General features: G+C 70.8%; 17 protein-coding genes and 1 pseudogene. 16 read left to right on the top strand and 2 right to left on the bottom strand.

All coding sequences use genetic code 11. From position 1 onward, the window contains the following. Positions 1 to 892 (top strand): sensor histidine kinase (locus KME77_RS27015; RefSeq protein WP_219471759.1); only part of this gene is annotated, 892 nt, incomplete at its 5' end. Further along, entirely contained in the window at positions 880 to 1545 is a 666-nt protein-coding gene (locus KME77_RS27010) for a response regulator (RefSeq protein ID WP_219471758.1), read from the top strand. The genes KME77_RS27015 and KME77_RS27010, both read left to right, overlap by 13 nt. Positions 1546 to 1606: 61 nt before the next feature. On the opposite strand, the gene KME77_RS27005 is transcribed toward KME77_RS27010, so the two are convergent. Beyond that, a complete protein-coding gene (locus tag KME77_RS27005; protein WP_219471757.1) occupies positions 1607 to 2092 on the bottom strand; it encodes a glutathione peroxidase in 486 nt (161 codons plus the stop codon). 198 nt (positions 2093 to 2290) lie between these two features. On the opposite strand from KME77_RS27005, the gene KME77_RS27000 reads away from it, so the two are divergent. Then, positions 2291 to 2686, top strand: a complete 396-nt coding sequence (locus KME77_RS27000) for an aggregation-promoting factor C-terminal-like domain-containing protein (protein WP_219471756.1) — start codon at positions 2291 to 2293, stop codon at positions 2684 to 2686. A gap of 361 nt (positions 2687 to 3047) precedes the next feature. Further along, positions 3048 to 3596 carry an aggregation-promoting factor C-terminal-like domain-containing protein gene (locus KME77_RS26995; protein ID WP_219471755.1) on the top strand — a complete coding sequence of 183 codons (549 nt, stop codon included), beginning with the start codon at positions 3048 to 3050 and terminating at the stop codon, positions 3594 to 3596. An 87-nt stretch (positions 3597 to 3683) separates the two neighbouring features. On the opposite strand, the gene KME77_RS26990 is transcribed toward KME77_RS26995, so the two are convergent. Beyond that, entirely contained in the window at positions 3684 to 4328 is a 645-nt protein-coding gene (locus tag KME77_RS26990; RefSeq protein ID WP_219471754.1) for a TetR/AcrR family transcriptional regulator, read from the bottom strand. 85 nt (positions 4329 to 4413) lie between these two features. Between KME77_RS26990 and KME77_RS26985 the strand changes: the two genes are divergently transcribed. From KME77_RS26985 to KME77_RS26930, 12 genes and pseudogenes are all read left to right on the top strand, one after another. Further along, on the top strand, positions 4414 to 5532 hold the full coding sequence (locus KME77_RS26985) for a ferritin-like domain-containing protein (RefSeq protein ID WP_219471753.1): 1119 nt from the start codon (positions 4414 to 4416) through the stop codon (positions 5530 to 5532). A 133-nt stretch (positions 5533 to 5665) separates the two neighbouring features. Beyond that, positions 5666 to 6952 (top strand): sugar ABC transporter substrate-binding protein, encoded by a 1287-nt coding sequence (locus KME77_RS26980; protein ID WP_219471752.1) that lies wholly within the window; start codon positions 5666 to 5668, stop codon positions 6950 to 6952. A 59-nt stretch (positions 6953 to 7011) separates the two neighbouring features. After that, a pseudogene (locus tag KME77_RS26975) lies at positions 7012 to 7358 on the top strand (sugar ABC transporter permease); the annotation flags it as partial. A 108-nt stretch (positions 7359 to 7466) separates the two neighbouring features. After that, positions 7467 to 8702 carry an NAD(P)/FAD-dependent oxidoreductase gene (locus KME77_RS26970; RefSeq protein WP_219471750.1) on the top strand — a complete coding sequence of 412 codons (1236 nt, stop codon included), beginning with the start codon at positions 7467 to 7469 and terminating at the stop codon, positions 8700 to 8702. A gap of 129 nt (positions 8703 to 8831) precedes the next feature. Beyond that, complete coding sequence (locus KME77_RS26965) at positions 8832 to 9920, top strand: GNAT family N-acetyltransferase (protein WP_246610820.1); 1089 nt, start codon at positions 8832 to 8834, stop codon at positions 9918 to 9920. Between the two features lie 17 nt (positions 9921 to 9937). Beyond that, positions 9938 to 11095 carry a DegT/DnrJ/EryC1/StrS family aminotransferase gene (locus tag KME77_RS26960; protein WP_219471748.1) on the top strand — a complete coding sequence of 386 codons (1158 nt, stop codon included), beginning with the start codon at positions 9938 to 9940 and terminating at the stop codon, positions 11093 to 11095. Continuing rightward, positions 11092 to 12402: a lipopolysaccharide biosynthesis protein gene (locus KME77_RS26955; protein ID WP_219471747.1), complete on the top strand. Its 1311-nt coding sequence runs from the start codon at positions 11092 to 11094 to the stop codon at positions 12400 to 12402. The genes KME77_RS26960 and KME77_RS26955 overlap by 4 nt, the downstream gene beginning before the upstream one ends. A gap of 174 nt (positions 12403 to 12576) precedes the next feature. Beyond that, positions 12577 to 13413, top strand: a complete 837-nt coding sequence (locus tag KME77_RS26950; protein WP_246610819.1) for an STAS domain-containing protein — start codon at positions 12577 to 12579, stop codon at positions 13411 to 13413. Then, a complete protein-coding gene (locus KME77_RS26945) occupies positions 13413 to 13778 on the top strand; it encodes an STAS domain-containing protein (RefSeq protein ID WP_219471745.1) in 366 nt (121 codons plus the stop codon). Before KME77_RS26950 ends, KME77_RS26945 begins: the two co-directional genes overlap by 1 nt. Continuing rightward, on the top strand, positions 13775 to 14176 hold the full coding sequence (locus tag KME77_RS26940; RefSeq protein ID WP_219471744.1) for an anti-sigma regulatory factor: 402 nt from the start codon (positions 13775 to 13777) through the stop codon (positions 14174 to 14176). Before KME77_RS26945 ends, KME77_RS26940 begins: the two co-directional genes overlap by 4 nt. A gap of 1 nt (position 14177) precedes the next feature. Beyond that, positions 14178 to 15194 (top strand): ATP-binding protein, encoded by a 1017-nt coding sequence (locus tag KME77_RS30430; protein ID WP_308250924.1) that lies wholly within the window; start codon positions 14178 to 14180, stop codon positions 15192 to 15194. Continuing rightward, positions 15191 to 16538: sensor histidine kinase (locus KME77_RS26930; protein WP_219471743.1), on the top strand; the 1348-nt coding region annotated here is incomplete at its 3' end. The genes KME77_RS30430 and KME77_RS26930, both read left to right, overlap by 4 nt.

Raw genomic sequence — 16538 nt, 5'->3', positions numbered from 1 at the left:
GCTGGCGGCCCTGGCCGTGACGGTGACGGCCGGGCCGCCGCTCACGGTGTGGTCGATGTTCTTCTGGTGGGTGCCGGACGAGCCGCCGCACCTGCTGACCGGCGTCCCGCTGACCGGCTGGGGCGCGGCGATCGGGCTGGGCTCCCTGAACCTGCTGCTCATGGCGGCGCTGGGCCTGGTGGCGGTGCCGCCGCTGGCGCGCGGCCACGCCCGCCTGACCCGGGCGCTGCTCGGCTCGGGCGCCGCCGAGCAGCTCGCCGAGCGGGTGGAGGTGCTCACGCGGACGCGGGCGGGCGCCCTCGACGCGCACGGCGCCGAGCTGGCCCGGATCGAACGCGATCTGCATGACGGCACCCAGGCGCGCCTGGTGGCCATCGCCATGCGCCTGGGCATGGTCAAGCAGGAGCTGGACGGCACGCCGGGCAGCGCCGCCCAGCTGGTCCAGGAGGCGCACGACGGGGCCGAGGCGGCGATGCGCGAGCTGCGGACGATCATCCGCACGATGTACCCGCCGGTCCTGACCGATCTGGGGCTGGCGGGCGCGGTGCACGCGCTGGCCGCCCAGTCGCCGGTGCCGACCCGCATCGAGCTGGGTGAGCTGGGTGAGCCACCGGCCGCCGTGGAGGCCGCGACCTACTTCGTCGTCTCCGAGGCGCTGACCAACGTCGCCAAGCACAGCCGCGCCACCGCCGCCACGGTCTCGGTGCGGCGGGCCGGGGACTGGCTGCAGGCGATCGTCGCGGACGACGGCCGGGGCGGCGCCGACGAGAGCCGCGGCAGTGGCATCAGCGGCATCCGCCAGCGGGTCGCCGCCCTGGACGGCACCGTGCGGCTCGACAGCCCGGCCGGCGGCCCGACCTCGATCACCGTGGGCCTGCCGTGCGGGTCGTGATCGCCGAGGACAACGTGCTGCTGGCCGAGGGCCTGCAACTGCTGCTGGGGCGCGCGGGCATGGAGGTGGCGGCCACGGTCGCCGGCGAGGAGGAGTTCGTCCGCGCCGTGGACGAGCACCGCCCGGACGTCACGATCGTCGACGTGCGGCTGCCGCCGGCGTTCCGGCACGAGGGCGTCCGCGCCGCCCTCACCGCTCGCCGGGCCCGTCCCGGGCTGCCGGTGCTGGTCCTGTCGCAGTACGTGGAGATGATGTACGCGACCAGGCTGCTGTCCGACGGCCGGGGCGCCATCGGCTACCTGCTCAAGGACCGGGTGGGCCGGGTCGAGGAGTTCGTACGGGCGCTGCGCCACGTCGCCACCGGGGGCACCGTCATGGACCCCGAGGTGGTCGCCCAGCTCCTCGCCCACCGCCGCGACGACCCCGTCGACGCCCTCAGCCCGCGCGAGCGCGAGGTGCTGGCCCTGATGGCCGAGGGCTGCGACAACACCGCGATCGGCCGGCGGCTGCACATCGTGGAGAGCTCGGTGAACAAGCACGTCGGCAACGTCTTCGCCAAGCTCGGCCTGTCCGCGGCCGACGCCGGCGGGCACCGCCGCGTCCTGGCCGTCCTCGCCTACCTCGACAACCAGCGCCGCCACCCGCCTGCCTGACCCGCCCCCGTCCTCGCCCCCGTCCTCGCCCTCGGGCGGGCGGACGAGCCGGGGACGGGCCTCAGACGACCTTCTCGATGGCCGCGATGACCGCCGGGTCGTCCGGGGTGGTGCGGGGGCGGAAGCGGGCCACCACGGCGCCCTCCCGGTCCACGAGGAACTTCTCGAAGTTCCACTGGATGTCGCCCGCCTCCCCGTCGGCGTCGGGAGTCCCGGTGAGCCCGTCGTAGAGCGGGTGCCGCCCCGGCCCGTTGACCTCGGCCTTCTCCAGGAGCGGGAAGTCCACGCCGTACGTGGCCGAGCAGAACTCCTGGATCTCCTCCGCCGACCCCGGCTCCTGGCCCATGAACTGGTTGCACGGCACGCCGACCACGCTGAAGCCGCGCGGGCCGTACTGGCGCTGGAGGTCGACGAGGCCGCCGTACTGCGGGGTGAGGCCGCAGCGGGAGGCGACGTTCACGATGAGGACGGCCTTGTCGCCGACGAGGTCGGCGAGCGTCGTGGGGGCGTCCGCGAGAGTGCGGAGCGGGATGTCGCGAAGACTCATGATCCGACCCTACAGAAGACCCCCGGATGCCCCTCGCCCCGGTTTTGTGATGCAGTCCACATTTTCCGGATATTTCGCCTGAATAACCGCAAAGATGGATCATCGTTAATGATCTACGTAATCATGGTCAATTCGCGATAAATGCGGCGAGTACGGCAGGGTGGCGCGGTCCCCGAACCCCGTCGAAAGGGCACCCGCATGCTCCGCCGTACCAGCGTTCTCGTCCTGTCGGCCACACTCGTGGCCACAGGCGGCGCGACGGCCGCACAGGCGCAGAGCTCCCAGGCGAGCACGAGTACGAGGAACAAGGCTCTCGCCAAGCCGATGGTCGCCAAGCGCGGCTGGAACAAGACCCAGTTCAGATGCCTCGAACGGCTCTGGACGCGGGAGAGCGGCTGGAACCACCGGGCCGGCAACGGCTCGGGCGCCTACGGCATCCCGCAGGCGCTGCCCGGTCACAAGATGGCCAGCAAGGGCCGTGACTGGCGCACCAACCCCCGCACGCAGATCGCGTGGGGCCTGGCCTACATCAAGGGAAGGTACGGCTCACCGTGCCGCGCGTGGGGGCACTTCCTGTCCCACGGCTGGTACTGACCCCAAGATCGAAAAGGCCAAGATCGAAAAGGCCAAACTCGCCTTGCCTTTTCCGCAAGGCCGGGCCAAACCACCGGCCGGGCCGGGCAATCCCGGTCCTGCGAGAGCGTCAAATGCCAGCAGGCAATACGTCAATATCCGGCAATTCTCGTCACTCAACGTGATCCTTCGTGACTCTCCGTACTAGAACCGGCTGCAGAGGACACGTCGTGGAGCCCTCCGGGCCGCCCAGCACGATCGGGCGGTACGGAACCCGGAGGGCCACGCGGACCCTCCCCGTCCGAGCCACGGACGCGGGATCGGCAGGGCGCCGGGGAAGCAGGCGCGCCCGTCCGCACGCGACCCGACAGCAAGGATCAACGTGGACAGCAAACGTGCCCTGCGGCACACACTCAGCACCATGATCGCCATCGCGGCCGTCAGCGTCGCGGCACCCACGGCGAGCGCGGAGACTCGCACGGCAAGCGCGAAGACCCATGAGGCGGCGACCCACGAGACGGCGACCCGCAAGGCGGCGCCTCCCGACGCACCACTGGCCAGGACCCGCCACTGGACCACCGCCGCCAGACCGGCGGCCACGAGGGCCCAGGGGGCCGTCAAGGGATCCAAGGGCAGGAACAAGGGCATCGCACTGGACCAGGTCGTCCAGCGGGCCTGGTCGTTCAAGGAGTTCCGGTGCCTGGACAACCTGTGGACCAGGGAGAGCAACTGGAACCATCGCGCGCACAACAGATCGTCCGGCGCCTACGGCATCCCGCAGGCGCTGCCCGCGGGCAAGATGCGCGGAGCGGGCAGGGACTGGAAGTCCAACCCTGAGACGCAGATCCGCTGGGGCCTGGCCTACATCAAGGGGAGGTACGGCAGGCCGTGCGGCGCCTGGGGCCACTTCCGGTCCCACAACTGGTACTGAGTGAGCAGTGCGGGAGGGCGCCTCACGAGGGTGCCCTCCCGGCACCGGCAGGTCAGAAACCCCCAGAAGCACCAGAAGTCCCCAGGATCAGCGGCTGCCCTCCCGCTTCGGCAGCGCCTTGATCGCCTGGATCAGCAGCTCCACCCCGAAGTCGAACTCCGCGTCGTGGTCGCAGGCCGCCAGCAGCGGCGCCAGGTCGCTCACCTCCGGGAACAGCGCCGGATCGACGGCGTCCGGGTCGACCATGTGCTGGTGCGGCGGCGCGAACGACGGCGTCACCCCGACCTCCCGCAGCAGCGACCCCACGATGAAGGCGATGAACATCCGCAGCACCCGCACCGCGTCCAGCGGGTCGAACCCGGCGCTGCGCAACGTGGCCAGCGCCCGCTCGACCGGCAGCAGCCCGGCGTTGGAGTGGAGCTGGCGGCTGACGACGAGCATGGTCGAGCGCGGGTAGTGGTGGGCGATCTGCCGGAAGGCGCGGGCCTGCATCCGCACCCGGTCGGTCCAGTGGGCGTCCGGGTCGTCGGTGAACTCGATCTCGCTGAGCACCGACTCGGCGACGCCGTTGAGCAGCGCGTCCTTGTTCGGCACGTGGTTGTAGAGGGACATCACGCCGACGCCCAGCTCCGCGGCGATGCGCCTCATGGACACCGCGTCGGCGCCCTCGCGTTCGATGAGGTCGATCGCCGCGGCGACGATGCGGGCTCGCGAGAGAGGCTGCGTGGTCATAGCTCATTCTATTGACGCACGTACGGTGTACGTGCAAGCCTCCGAGGAGGACGTACGGTGTACGTAACCCCCCGGCGGAGGACCCATGTCGACGCACGACCTCTACACCATCCCGGCCGAGCTCTCCACCTGGGACGTGGAGATGTCCGGATCCAGCAGGTTCACCTGGGAGTACGACGACGGCAGGGACCGGATGCTGGCCTTGTACCAGAAGGGCAAGGACAAGCAGTGGGACTCCACCAAGCGCATCGACTGGGACCTGGAGGTCGACCCGTACAACATCCTGGGCATGCCCGACCAGACGATCAGCATCTACGGCACGCCGCTGTGGGACCGCATGGACGACAAGATGCGCAACGACGTGCGACTGCACGGCGCGGCGTGGCAGTTCTCGCAGTTCCTGCACGGTGAGCAGGGCGCGATGATCTGCTCGGCCAAGATCGTGGAGTCGGTCCCCGACCTGGACTCCAAGTTCTACGCCGCCACCCAGACCATGGACGAGGCCCGGCACGCCGAGACCTACGCCCGGTTCCTGCAGCAGAAGGTGGGCGTGGCCTACCCGATCAACGAGCACCTCAAGGCGCTGCTCGACTCCACGCTCGGCGACTCGCGCTGGGACATGCCGTACCTGGGGATGCAGGTGCTGATCGAGGGCCTGGCGCTGGCGGCGTTCGGCGTCATGCGGGACCTGACGACCAAGCCGCTGCCCAAGCAGATCCTGGCGTACGTCATGCAGGACGAGGCCAGGCACGTGGCCTTCGGCCGGATGGCGCTGCGCGACTACTACCAGAACCTGACCGACACCGAGCGGCGCGAGCGCGAGGACTTCGTCATCGAGGGCTGCTACCTGATGCGCGACCGGCTGCGCGGCAAGGAGACGTGGGAGACGCTGGGCCTGTCCAAGGCGGAGGTCGACGAGGCCATGGTGGCCACCGACCAGTCGGAGTACCTGCGGCTGTTCCGGTCGCTGCTGTTCAGCAGGATCGTGCCGTGCGTGAAGGACATCGGGCTGTGGAGCCCGCGGCTGCAGCAGGCGTACGCGGACATGGGCGTGCTGGAGATGGCCGGGCAGTCGCTCGACGCGCTGATGAGGCAGGACGAGGACATCGCCGACAAGCTCGACGAGGCCCGCTTCGCCGAGGAGGAGGCCGAGCGGCACGCCGAGGTGGCCGAGACGATCGAGCTGGGAGCCTCCGACCGATAGCGCGCATTGACAGGGCCGACCCGTGGGGAGATGTTCGGCCGGAAGGCACGTCCCGGAAGAACCGCCGTGATGCCCGCGGGCACCAGCGGGGGCGGCTGCTCGCCGGAGCTCTCCGAAGCGGAGGAGCGTCGCCATGCGGGTGCGCACATCACGGACGACCGCGCTGCTGGCAGGGATCACGCTGGCGGGGATCACGCTGGCGGGGACCGCGTGCGGGGGCGGAGGAGGGGGTGCGACGCCCGGCGGCGCCTCGCCGTCGGCGGCCCCGCAGAGCGGCCCGGCCGGCACGCTGACGATCTGGACCGACGACAAGCGGGCGCCGGCGATGACGGCGGCCGGCGAGCGGTTCACCAAGGAGAGCGGCGTCACGGTCAAGGTCCAGACCGTCGCCGGGGAGACCAGGCAGGCCGACTTCGTGACGGCCTCGCAGGGCGACAAGGCGCCCGACCTGGTGATGGGCGCGCACGACTGGATCGGCAACCTGGTGCGCAACGGCGTCATCGACCCGATCCCGATGACCGCCGATCAGACGGCGTCGTTCAGCCCGCTGGCGATCAAGGGCGTGACGTTCAACGGCCGCGTGTACGGGATCCCGTTCGCGGTGGAGAACCTGGTGCTGTTCCGCAACACCGACCTCGCGCCGCAGGCGCCCGCGACGTTCGACGACCTGGTGGCGGCCGGCAAGGAGCTCAAGAGCGCCGGCAAGGTGTCGGAGGTCCTGGCCTATCCGGTCGGCCAGAACGGCGACGCCTACTACGCCTACCCCCTCTACACCTCGGGCGGCGGCTACCTGTTCGGGCAGGCGGCGAACGGCGACTACGAGCCGGCCGACTTCGGCCTGGCCAAGCCGGACGCGGCCAAGGCGATGCGTAACTTCGCCAAGTACGGGGAGAAGGGCCAGGGCGTGCTCAAGCGCTCGATCGGCACCGACAACGTGGCCGGCGTGTTCACCGGCAAGAAGTCGGCCTTCCTGGTGGGCGGCCCCTGGTACATCTCGGAGATCCAGAAGGCCGGCGTCCCGTACGACATCTCCCCCGTACCCGGCTTCGCGGGCGGGCGGCCGGCCAAGCCGTTCGTGGGCGTGCAGGCGCTGTTCGTGGCCGCCAAGGGCAAGAACAAGGCGCTGGCGCAGGAGTTCGCCACCACCTACTTCACCCAGCCCGACGTCGCGGTGGCCTTCTACCGGGCCGACCCGCGCCCGCCCGCGCTGAAGGCGGCATTCGACCAGGTGAAGGCGTCGGACAAGGACCTGGAGAAGCTGCTGGCGGCCGGCGAGGGCGGCGACATCATGCCCGCGATCCCGGCCATGAACGCCGTCTGGGACCCGTGGGGCAAGGCCATCGCCGCCGTGGTCGGCGGCGCGGACCCGGCCGCCACGACGGTCTCGGCCGCCAAGGCGATCGAGGCGGCGATCAGGTAAGGCATCGGCAAGCCCGTACCTGGTGCCGGGCACGCTGTTCCTGATCGCCTTCCAGGTCGATGTTCCCGCAGTTCCTCGCGATCGTGGCGCTGTACCTGCTGTTCGCGGCGATCACCGACCTGTACCCGGCGATCGGCCTGAACACGACGTGGGGGCTGCTCCAGTTCATCAACACGGGTTCATCAACACGGTCAACGAGTTCCTCATCGCCAGTGTGTTCCTCACCGAGGACGGCTCGAAGACGGCGGCCGTCGGCCTGTACGGGCTGATCTCCGGGGAGCGCAACGCCAACTTCGGCGTCTTCTCGGCCGGGGCCGTCATCCTGACCGTGCCGGCGGTGGTGCTCTTCCAGTTCCTTCAGCGTTATATCGTCAGCGGGCTGACGGCCGGCGCGGTGAAGGGGTAGGCGCGAAGGGCCGTGGATCGACGCGCCCGCATCGCCCGATGATGTTTAGGACGGGCGTGGCGTGCCAGATTGCTCTAGTAACAGCATTCGCCGGAGGGGGCGCCCGTCATGGTCCAGCAGAGTCGTTCCAGCAGGCCGCACGTCGTCGTCATCGGCGCCGGCTTCGCCGGGCTGAACGCCACCAAGGCGCTGGCCCGGGGCGGGGTGAGGGTCACGCTCGTCGACCGCAACCCGTACACCACCTTCCAGCCGCTGCTCTACCAGGTGGCCACGGCCGGGCTGGGGACCGGCGACATCTCCTACCCCACCCGCGCGTTCGCCGCCAAGTACCGCAACGTGCGCGTACGCCGCGGCTCGATGGCCAAGCTGCACCCGGCCGAGCGGCGCGTGGAGTTCGAGGACGGCGGCTCGCTCGACTACGACTACCTCGTGCTCACCACCGGCGTGACCACCAACTGGCTGGGCGTGCCGGGCGCCCGCGAGAACAGCTACCCGATCTACTCCGTGCGCGACTCCGTCGTGCTGCGCAAGCGGCTGCAGGAGCTGCTGGAGGAGGCCGCGTCGGGGAAGCGGGAGGGCGTGCACACCGTGATCGTGGGCGCCGGGGCGACCGGCGTGGAGATGGCGGGCACCATGGCCGAGCTGCGCCGCGGGACGATCCCGCTGACCCACCCGGAGATCGACATCAGGAAGACGAGCGTCTCGCTGGTCGAGCGGTTCGACTACGTGCTGTCGCCGTACAAGCCCCGGCTGCGCGACGCGGCGGCCAAGGCGCTGCGCAGGCGCGGTGTGCGGCTGCGGCTGGGCAGCACGGTGGCCTCGGTCGAGCCGGACGCGGTCGTGCTCGACGACGGCACCCGCCTGCCCAGCGACGTGACCGTGTGGGCGCTCGGCGTCACCGCGCCCGACGAGGTCTCGCACCTGGGCCTGCCGCAGGGCAAGGGCGGCCGGATCACCGTCACCAGGGCGCTCAACGTCGAGGAGCATCCGGAGATCTTCGTCGCCGGGGACCTGGCCGGGCCGCCCGAGCCGCTGCCGCAGCTCGCCCAGCCCGCCCTCCAGATGGGCACGCACGTGGGCAGGCAGATCCTGGCCCTGGCCAAGGGCGGCGCCGCCGCCCCCTTCTCCTACCGCGACCCCGGCATCATGGCGACCGTCGGCCGCGGCCAGGCGGTGCTGCAGCTGACCAACGGGCTGACCGTGCACGGCCTGCCGGCCTGGCTGGCCTGGATCGGGATCCACATCACGTACCTGCTGGGCGGCCGCAACCGGGTGAGCGTGCTGGTGAGCTTCCTGGCCAGGTACGCGGGGCCGCGGCGCAGCGCGGCGACGGTGTCTGAGTGAGGGCTCCCGGATGAAGATGGTTGAATAAAGGATCACAGACACCGGATATCCTTTCGTTACGCCAGCTCACTCCCTTTGATGCGGCGTTGCTATAGACCTGTGCGATACAGATCTCCGGAGGGATTTTCCTTGGCGAAAGTCACCGTCGTGCTGCCTGGTGACCTGGGCTCGTCCGAGACAGCGAAATGGCGGGACATGCAGCGGGCGCTGCCGCACCTGGCCAATCCCTTTCTCAGCCCCGAGTTTGTGACGGCGATGGGCCAGGTCAGGCCCGGTTCGCGGGTCGCGGTCATCGAGGACGGCGACGGCATCGCCGGTTTCTTCCCGTTCGAGCGCCACGGCGGCGCCGGCGAGGCGATCGGCGCGTGGGTGTCGCTGTGCCAGGGCATCGTGCACCGCCCGGGAGCCGAGTTCGACGTGCCCGAGCTGCTGAAGGCGTGCGGGCTGCACGTGTGGGAGTTCGGCTGCCTGGTGGCCGGTCAGCCGTGGTTCCAGCCGTACGTGACGCTGGAGCAGCAGGCGGTGATCCTCGACCTGGCCGACGGCTATCCGGTCTACGAGGCGCGGCTGAAGGAGCGCTCGCCCAAGTTCCTGAAGACGACCCGGTACAAGGAGCGCAAGCTCGCCCGTGACGCCGGGGAGGTGACCTCCGTGTTCGCGGTCACCGCAGACGACCAGTTACGGCTGCTGCGCGAGTGGAAGTCGGCCCAGTACGTCCGGTCCGGGCGGCCCGACCGCTTCGGCCAGGAGTGGGTGGTCGAGCTGGTCGAGAGGCTGCACGCCATCGACACCAAGGAGTTCGGCGGGGTGCTGTCCATGCTGTACGCCGGCGGCAAGCCGGTGGCCGGCCACTTCGGGCTGCGCTCGGAGTCGGTGCTCATCGGCTGGTTCCCCTCCTACGACCCGGCCTGGTCCAAGTACTCCCCCGGCCTGATCCAGCACCTGCGCATGGCCGAGGCCGCGGCCGGCATGGGGATCACCTCGGTCGACCTCAGCATCGGCGCCGGCTACGAGTACAAGGACGCGCTGCGAAGCCGGAACGTTCCGGTGAGCGAGGGCATCGTGCGGCGCCGCACGGCCGGGGCGGCCGCGCACTGGGTGCGCACCGCGCCCGTGCGCCGCGCCCGCCGGGTGATCCTGGACGTGCCGTTCCTCTACCGCATGGCCGACAAGGCGATGAGACGGTACGGCCGCCTCCGATCGGGGGCCGGCCGATGACGCCGCCGATGACGCCGATGACGCCCATCGAGGACCTGATGCGGCACCGGGTCGGCCAGGACTGCCTGCACGTCCCGTCGGCCAGGTTCGGCCTGCTGCTGGCGCTGCGCCACTGGTTCGCCCCCGGCGAGCGGGTGCTCGTCGCGCCCACCAACTGCGAGACCGTGCTGTTCACCGTCATGGCGGCCGGGCTGGAGCCGGTCATGGCGCCGGTGTCGTGGCACGACGGCAACATCGACGCGCCGCTGGTCGACTGGACGGGGCTGGCCGGCGTGCTGACCACGCACCTGTACGGCCAGCCCGACCAGGTCAAGGACCTGGTGACCCAGTGCGAGCGGCGCGGCCTGGTGCTCATCGACGACGCCTCGCACGCCTTCCAGACGATGGTCGGCGGGCGGCTGGCGGGCTCGTTCGGCCAGGCCGGCGTGTACAGCATGGCCAAGCACGGGCGGGCGATGTCCGGCGGCTTCCTGACCACGGCCAACAAGGTCGCGTTCGCGGCGCTGCGGGAGGCCCGCGAGAAGCTGCTGCTGCCCGGCGAGTCGAGCGACCAGGCGCGGGCCGTCGTGATGCCCATGCTGCGCGAGACGCTCTACCGCACCGGGGCGGTCCGGCTGCTGTGGCACGTCATGCGGCGGCTCGGGGTGGTCAACTGGACCGGCCACCGGCTGGCGCCGCACGAGGACATGCTGGGCGCGGCGCTGGGCGACGTCGATGCCATGGACTACTGGCTGAGCAGCGACAACGCGGGCTGGCGGACCCGGCCCGGCCCCTCGCTGATGCGCTACCAGCGCTCGCGCCTGCGCACGGTCGACGAGGAGCAGGAGCGGCGCCTGGCCGGGGTCGAGAAGCTACGGCGCACCCCGTGGGCGGCGCAGGGCGTCCGCGACAACCCCATCCGGCCGCTGCTGCGGGTGCCGCTCATGATCGAGCAGCGCGACGAGGTGGTCTCCGAGCTGGAGCGGATGGGCGTGGTGCCGGGCTTCATCTACGATCCGCCGCTTGACGAATACCTGACGATGATCCCGCAAGGGCCGACACCTGAGATCGCCCGCTGGTGGACCGGCCACGCGCTGCCGGTCGACCCGCTCGACGCGCCGCGGATGATCCGGCTGCTCACCCGGATCGGCGCCCGGCCGGCCGACGGGTCGCACTTCGAGAGGGAGCCCAGATGACCGCCGGCCCACCGGAGACGCTGACCCTGGTCGGGCGGCTGCGCAGAGACCTGCGCAACCCGCTCTTCCTCCAGGGCTACGCCCTCATGGCCAACACCGGGGTCACCGCCCTGCTCGGCCTGGCGTACTGGTTCCTGGCCGTGCGCCTGTACAGCCCCGAGTCGTTCGGCCAGGGGCAGCTCATGATCACCGCCATGCGGCTGTTCTCGTCGCTGGTCGGGCTGGCGTTCGTCGGGGTGATGGCCCGGTTCGTGCCGGTCTCCGGGCATCGCACGGCCGGGCTGGTCCTGCGCGGCTACGGCGCCGCCGGGCTCCTGGCCGTGGTCGCGGCGCTGGGCTTCCTGCTGACGCTGCCGCTGTGGGGGCCGGCGTACAGGGAGCTGGCCGGGCTCGTGCCCGCGGTGTTCTTCCTGGGATCGGTGCTCGTCTGGACGATCTTCACGTTGCAGGACGTCGTGCTGGCCGGGCTGCGCCAGGCCGTCTGGGTGCCGGTGAACAGCACGATCTTCGGCGTGGGCAAGCTGATCCTGCTCGTCGCGCTGGCCTCGGTGCTGCCGCTGGGCGGGCTGTTCGGCGGCATCTACGTCTCGTGGATCGTTCCGACGGCCGCCGCCCTCATCCCGGCGAGCTGGCTGATCTTCAAGATGGCCATCCCCCGGCACGTGGCCGGGTCCGGGCGTGACCTCGTGCCGCCCCGCCTGCGGGAGATCGGCCGGTTCGTGGCCGGCGACTTCTCCGGCACCCTGTCCACGCTGCTGGTCCTCTACCTGGTGCCGGTCATGGTCGGGGCCTGGCTGAACGACGCGGAGACGTTCGGCTACTTCTCGGTCACCCACACGCTCGGCTCCATGCTCGGCCTGCTGGCCGCGAACATGGCGGTCTCGCTCACCGTCGAGGGCTCGATCGACGCGGCCAAGCTGGCCCGCAGCACCCGTGACACGCTGCGGCGCACGTTCCTGATCGTCGTGCCCGTCGTGGCCGTGGTCATCGCCGGGGCGCCGCTGATCCTGAGCGTGTTCGGCTCCGAGCTGTCGGAGGCCGGCACGCCGCTGCTGCGGCTGATGGCGCTGGGCGTGCTGCCGATGGCGCTGGTCGAGATCCGCCTGGGCACGCTGCGGGCGCGCAGCGAGGCCAGGAAGCTGGCGATCGTGCAGATCGGGATGGCGGCGATGGTGTTCGCCACGATCATCACGCTGTTCCCGAATACAGGGATCACCGGGGTGGGCTATGGCATGCTGATCAGCCAGACCGTGACGGGCCTGCTGGTCCTGCCCGGCCTGCGCCGGGTGCTGGCTCAGCGGACCTGAGCACCCAACGAACCCGAGCAGATCGTACTCAAACAGACTGGCGAGAACGCTCCAGAGCTTCGGATATCGTCTCCTTTGTGCGGCAAAGCGGACTTTTCGTCAACTGGCCCGCTGATGTGAACCGTGTCGTTAGCATCCCCGGCAATGCCGGTGAATTCCTTTCCAGGAGTGACCTTGACCGTCGATGCCGATGTCGCGAGGCGACGTATCGAAGAACTGCTCCGCACCAACGAGGAGCAGATCCTCCGCAGGTGGACGCTGATCACCAAAGCGACCCCTGAGGAGCTCACGGACCTCTACCAGGCCCTCAACCGCGCGCTGGACAGCGGCGGCGAGGACCTGGCGGACGTGCGTGGCCTGCTCGCCGAGCTGTCGCGCTCCCGCGCCCGCCAGGGCTTCACCCCGTCCGAGACCTCACGGGCCGTGTTCGGCCTCAAGGAGGCCCTGTACGAGGTCGTCGAGGAGGACGGCGGCGCCGACGCGCTGCGCGGCTTCATCTGGTTCTCCAGGCTCATCGACGACCTCGGCCTGTTCACGTTCGAGACGTACGCCACGGCCCGCGAGAAGATCATCCTCGACCAGGCCGAGCAGCTCCTCGAGCTGTCCACCCCGGTGGTCAAGCTGTGGGAGGGCATCGTGGCGGTGCCGCTGGTCGGCACGCTCGACTCGGCCAGGACCCAGGTCGTGATGGAGAAGCTGCTGCAGACGCTGGTCGACACCGGCGCCGAGCACGCGGTCATCGACATCACCGGCGTCCCGGCCGTGGACACCCAGGTCGCGCAGCACCTGCTGAAGGCCGTCGTGGCGGCCCGGCTGATGGGCGCCGAGTGCGTCATCTCCGGCATCCGCCCGCAGATCGCGCACACGATCGTCACGCTCGGCATCGAGTTCGGCGACATCGTGACCAAGGCCTCGCTCGCCGACGCGCTGGCCCACGCGCTCAGGCGCAGCGGCGTCCAGGTGAGCACGCCCAGGGGGACCCGCATCTCGGTGCGGACGGAGGACGCCTGATGGAACGGGTGCCCATTCTCAAGCTGGGCGACATCCTGATCATCTCCATCCAGATCGACCTGGAGGACCAGAGCGTCCTGGCCCTGCAGGAGGACCTGGCCGAGGCGGTGGTGGCCCACAGCGCGCGTGGCGTCATCATCGACATCACCGCCGTGGAGATCGTCGACTCCTTCATCGGCAGGATGCTGGCCACCATCGCCGCCATGTCGCGGATGCTCGACGCCCAGACCGTGGTCGTCGGCATGCGGCCCGCCGTCGCGATCACCCTGGTCGAGCTGGGGCTCTCGCTCGGCGGCGTACGCACCGCGCTCAACCTGGAGAAGGGCGTCGCGCTGCTCGACCATGTCAGGGGCGCGACACCGTGACCGGCGGCTCGGAGCTGCCCATCGCCAGCAACGCCGACGTCGTGCTGGTCCGCCAGCAGGTCCGCAGCGCCGCCCTGGAGGTGGGTCTGTCCCTCGTCGACCAGACCAAGGTCGTGACCGCGGCCAGCGAGCTGGCCCGCAACGCCCTCGTCTACGGCGGGGGCGGCATGGCCCGGGTCGAGATCGTCGAGAACGGGCCGCGCAAGGGCCTCAAACTCGTCTTCAGCGACGAGGGGCCCGGCATCGCCGACGTGGAGCAGGCGCTCACCGACGGCTGGACCACGGGGGGCGGTCTCGGACTCGGCCTGAGCGGCTCGCGACGGCTCGTCGACGAGTTCGACCTGGTCTCCGCCCCCAGCAAGGGCACGACGGTCACGGTGACGAAGTGGGCCAGGTGACGTGGCGGCCGTGAGAGAGTCGTACGGCGACACCTGGGTCCGGGCGGAGAGCTCCAGCGCGGTGGGCGCCGTGCGCCGGATGGCCACCGATCTCGCCGAGATCAACGGGTTCAGCTCCGAACGTACGGGGCAGACGGCCGTCGCGGTCACCGAGGCCGTCTCCAACCTGGTCAAGCACGCGGTCGAGGGGGTCGTGATGGTGCGTCCGCAACCCATGGACCCGTCCGTCGTGGAGCTGGTCGCCATCGACAAGGGGCCCGGCATGCCCGACGTGGCCCGTGCCCTGCGCGACGGCTACTCGACCTCCGGCACGCTCGGCATCGGGATGGGGGCGATCACCCGCATCGCCTCCTGGTACGACGTCCACTCCCTGCCCGGCAAGGGGACGGTGCTGGTCCTGCGCTTCGCCGCCGCCGACCCGCCCGGCCCGCCGCCGTCGGCCAGCGGCCTGAGCAGGCCCATCGGCGAGGAGAGCGTCTGCGGCGACGCGTTCGCGATCGCCGCCACGGGCACCGCCTCGGCGCCCGCGACCACGGTGATGCTGTGCGACGGGCTCGGCCACGGCCCGCTGGCCGCGCAGGCCTCCACGGCGGCGGTGGAGATCTTCCTTCGTGATCCCGGCCTGGAGCCGACGACGATGCTGGACCGCCTGCACAACGGGCTGCGCGGCACCCGGGGAGGGGCCGTCGCGGTGGCCCGCGTCACACCCGGCGGCGTGTCGTACGCGGGGATCGGCAACATCTCCGGCTGGATCACGACCGCCGAGGGCCGCCAGGGCATGATCTCGGTGCCGGGCATCGCCGGGCACCAGGGACGACGGCTGCGCCAGTACGAGTACGAGCTGCCCGAGCACGCCACGGTGGTGATGCACTCCGACGGGCTGACCGAGCGCTGGGACCCGATGGCCGTGCCCGGCCTGCTGGCCCGTTCCCCCGCCGTGGTGGCCGCCGGGCTGCTGCGCGAGGCCGGCAGCCGCAGGGACGACGCCTGCGTGGTGACCGTGAGGCCCGGCCGATGACCACGACCGAGCTGGCCAGGATCAGGCTCGAACGCGACCAGGACGTGTTCGTGGTGCGCCGCCTGGGCCGCGCCGCCGCGGAGCTCACGGGACTGGAGCCCCAGGATCAGATCAGGGTGGCCACCGCGCTGAGCGAGGTGTGCAGGGAGGTCGTCGGCGCCGGGGCGGTCGTCGTCTTCTCGATGAACGAAGGGGTGCTGCTCATCACCATGGACCACGGACGCGAGGCCGTCCTCGGCAACTCCGAGGGGCTGGCGCTGGCCGGCCGGCTGGTGGACGAGGTCACGCTCGACGCCGAGCGGAGGCGCGTCACGATCACGAAGCGGCTGCCGCCGCACCCCCGCCGGCCCTCGATCGAGGAGATCCGCTCGCGCCTGGCCGGGCTGGCGCCGGTCAGCGCGCTGGAGGAGCTGCGCGAGCAGAACAAGGAGCTGGCCGAGACGCTGGAGGACGTGCTGCGGCTCAACGCCGAGCTGCAGGAGACCAACACCGGCGTGCTGGCCCTGTACAACCAGCTGTCGTCGGAGCTGGAGGAGACCAACAGGGGCGTGGTCGCCCTGTACGCCGAGCTCGACGAGAAGTCCACGCTGCTGCGCGAGGCCAGCGAGGCCAGGAACCGGTTCTGGGCGACGGTCAGCCACGAGCTGCGCACCCCGCTCAACTCCATCATCGGCCTGGTCCGGCTCATGATCGGGCCGGGCGGCGAGCCGCTCACCGAGGAGCAGGGCCACCAGGTGCGGCTCATCGGCGGCTCGGCCGAGACGCTGCTGGCGCTGGTGGGCGAGCTGCTGGACATGGCCAAGGCCGAGTCCGGGCGGCTGGACCCGCAGCCGTCGGTGGTGCACCTGCCCATGCTGGCCGAACAGCTCCGCATGACGATGCAGCCGACCAGCGACCCCGCCGCGGTCAGGCTGAGCGTCGAGGTCTCGCCCGACGCCGCCGACGTCTACACCGACGAGGTGATGCTCAGCCGCATCCTGCGCAACCTGCTGTCGAACGCGCTGAAGTTCACCCAGCGGGGCGAGGTGCGGATGACCGCCGAGGCCGACACGGCCACCGACGAGGTGGTCATCACCGTCACCGACACGGGCATCGGCATCCCCGAGGAGTTCCTGACCCGCGTGTTCGAGGAGTTCTTCCAGGTCCCGGGCGCGCTCCAGGTCAAGTCCAAGGGGACCGGGCTCGGCCTGCCGTACGCCCGCCGGCTCTCCGAGGCGCTGGGCGGCACGCTGGAGCTGGACAGCGCCGTCGGCCGCGGCACCACCGTCACGATGCGGCTGCCGCACCACGACGGCACGCCCGAGGTGGCGCGGGTGCTGGTGGCCGACGGCGGCGGGGCGTTCC

Origin of the sequence: Nonomuraea rhizosphaerae (assembly GCF_019396405.1) — a bacterium.
GTDB classification, from domain to species: domain Bacteria; phylum Actinomycetota; class Actinomycetes; order Streptosporangiales; family Streptosporangiaceae; genus Nonomuraea; species Nonomuraea rhizosphaerae.
Note: the sequence above shows the minus strand (reverse complement) of the source record. Positions and strands in the feature narration are given on the sequence as shown.

What these genes read in the sequence shown, in the direction of transcription:
- KME77_RS26945 (WP_219471745.1), top strand. Translation starts at nt 13,413, where the DNA reads ATGGAACGGGTGCCCATTCTCAAGCTGGGCGACATCCTGATCATCTCC.
- KME77_RS27000 (WP_219471756.1), top strand. Translation starts at nt 2,291, where the DNA reads ATGCTCCGCCGTACCAGCGTTCTCGTCCTGTCGGCCACACTCGTGGCC.
- KME77_RS26955 (WP_219471747.1), top strand. Translation starts at nt 11,092, where the DNA reads ATGACCGCCGGCCCACCGGAGACGCTGACCCTGGTCGGGCGGCTGCGC.
- KME77_RS26960 (WP_219471748.1), top strand. Translation starts at nt 9,938, where the DNA reads ATGACGCCCATCGAGGACCTGATGCGGCACCGGGTCGGCCAGGACTGC.
- KME77_RS26980 (WP_219471752.1), top strand. Translation starts at nt 5,666, where the DNA reads ATGCGGGTGCGCACATCACGGACGACCGCGCTGCTGGCAGGGATCACG.
- KME77_RS26990 (WP_219471754.1), bottom strand. Translation starts at nt 4,328, where the DNA reads ATGACCACGCAGCCTCTCTCGCGAGCCCGCATCGTCGCCGCGGCGATC.
- KME77_RS27005 (WP_219471757.1), bottom strand. Translation starts at nt 2,092, where the DNA reads ATGAGTCTTCGCGACATCCCGCTCCGCACTCTCGCGGACGCCCCCACG.
- KME77_RS26985 (WP_219471753.1), top strand. Translation starts at nt 4,414, where the DNA reads ATGTCGACGCACGACCTCTACACCATCCCGGCCGAGCTCTCCACCTGG.
- KME77_RS26970 (WP_219471750.1), top strand. Translation starts at nt 7,467, where the DNA reads ATGGTCCAGCAGAGTCGTTCCAGCAGGCCGCACGTCGTCGTCATCGGC.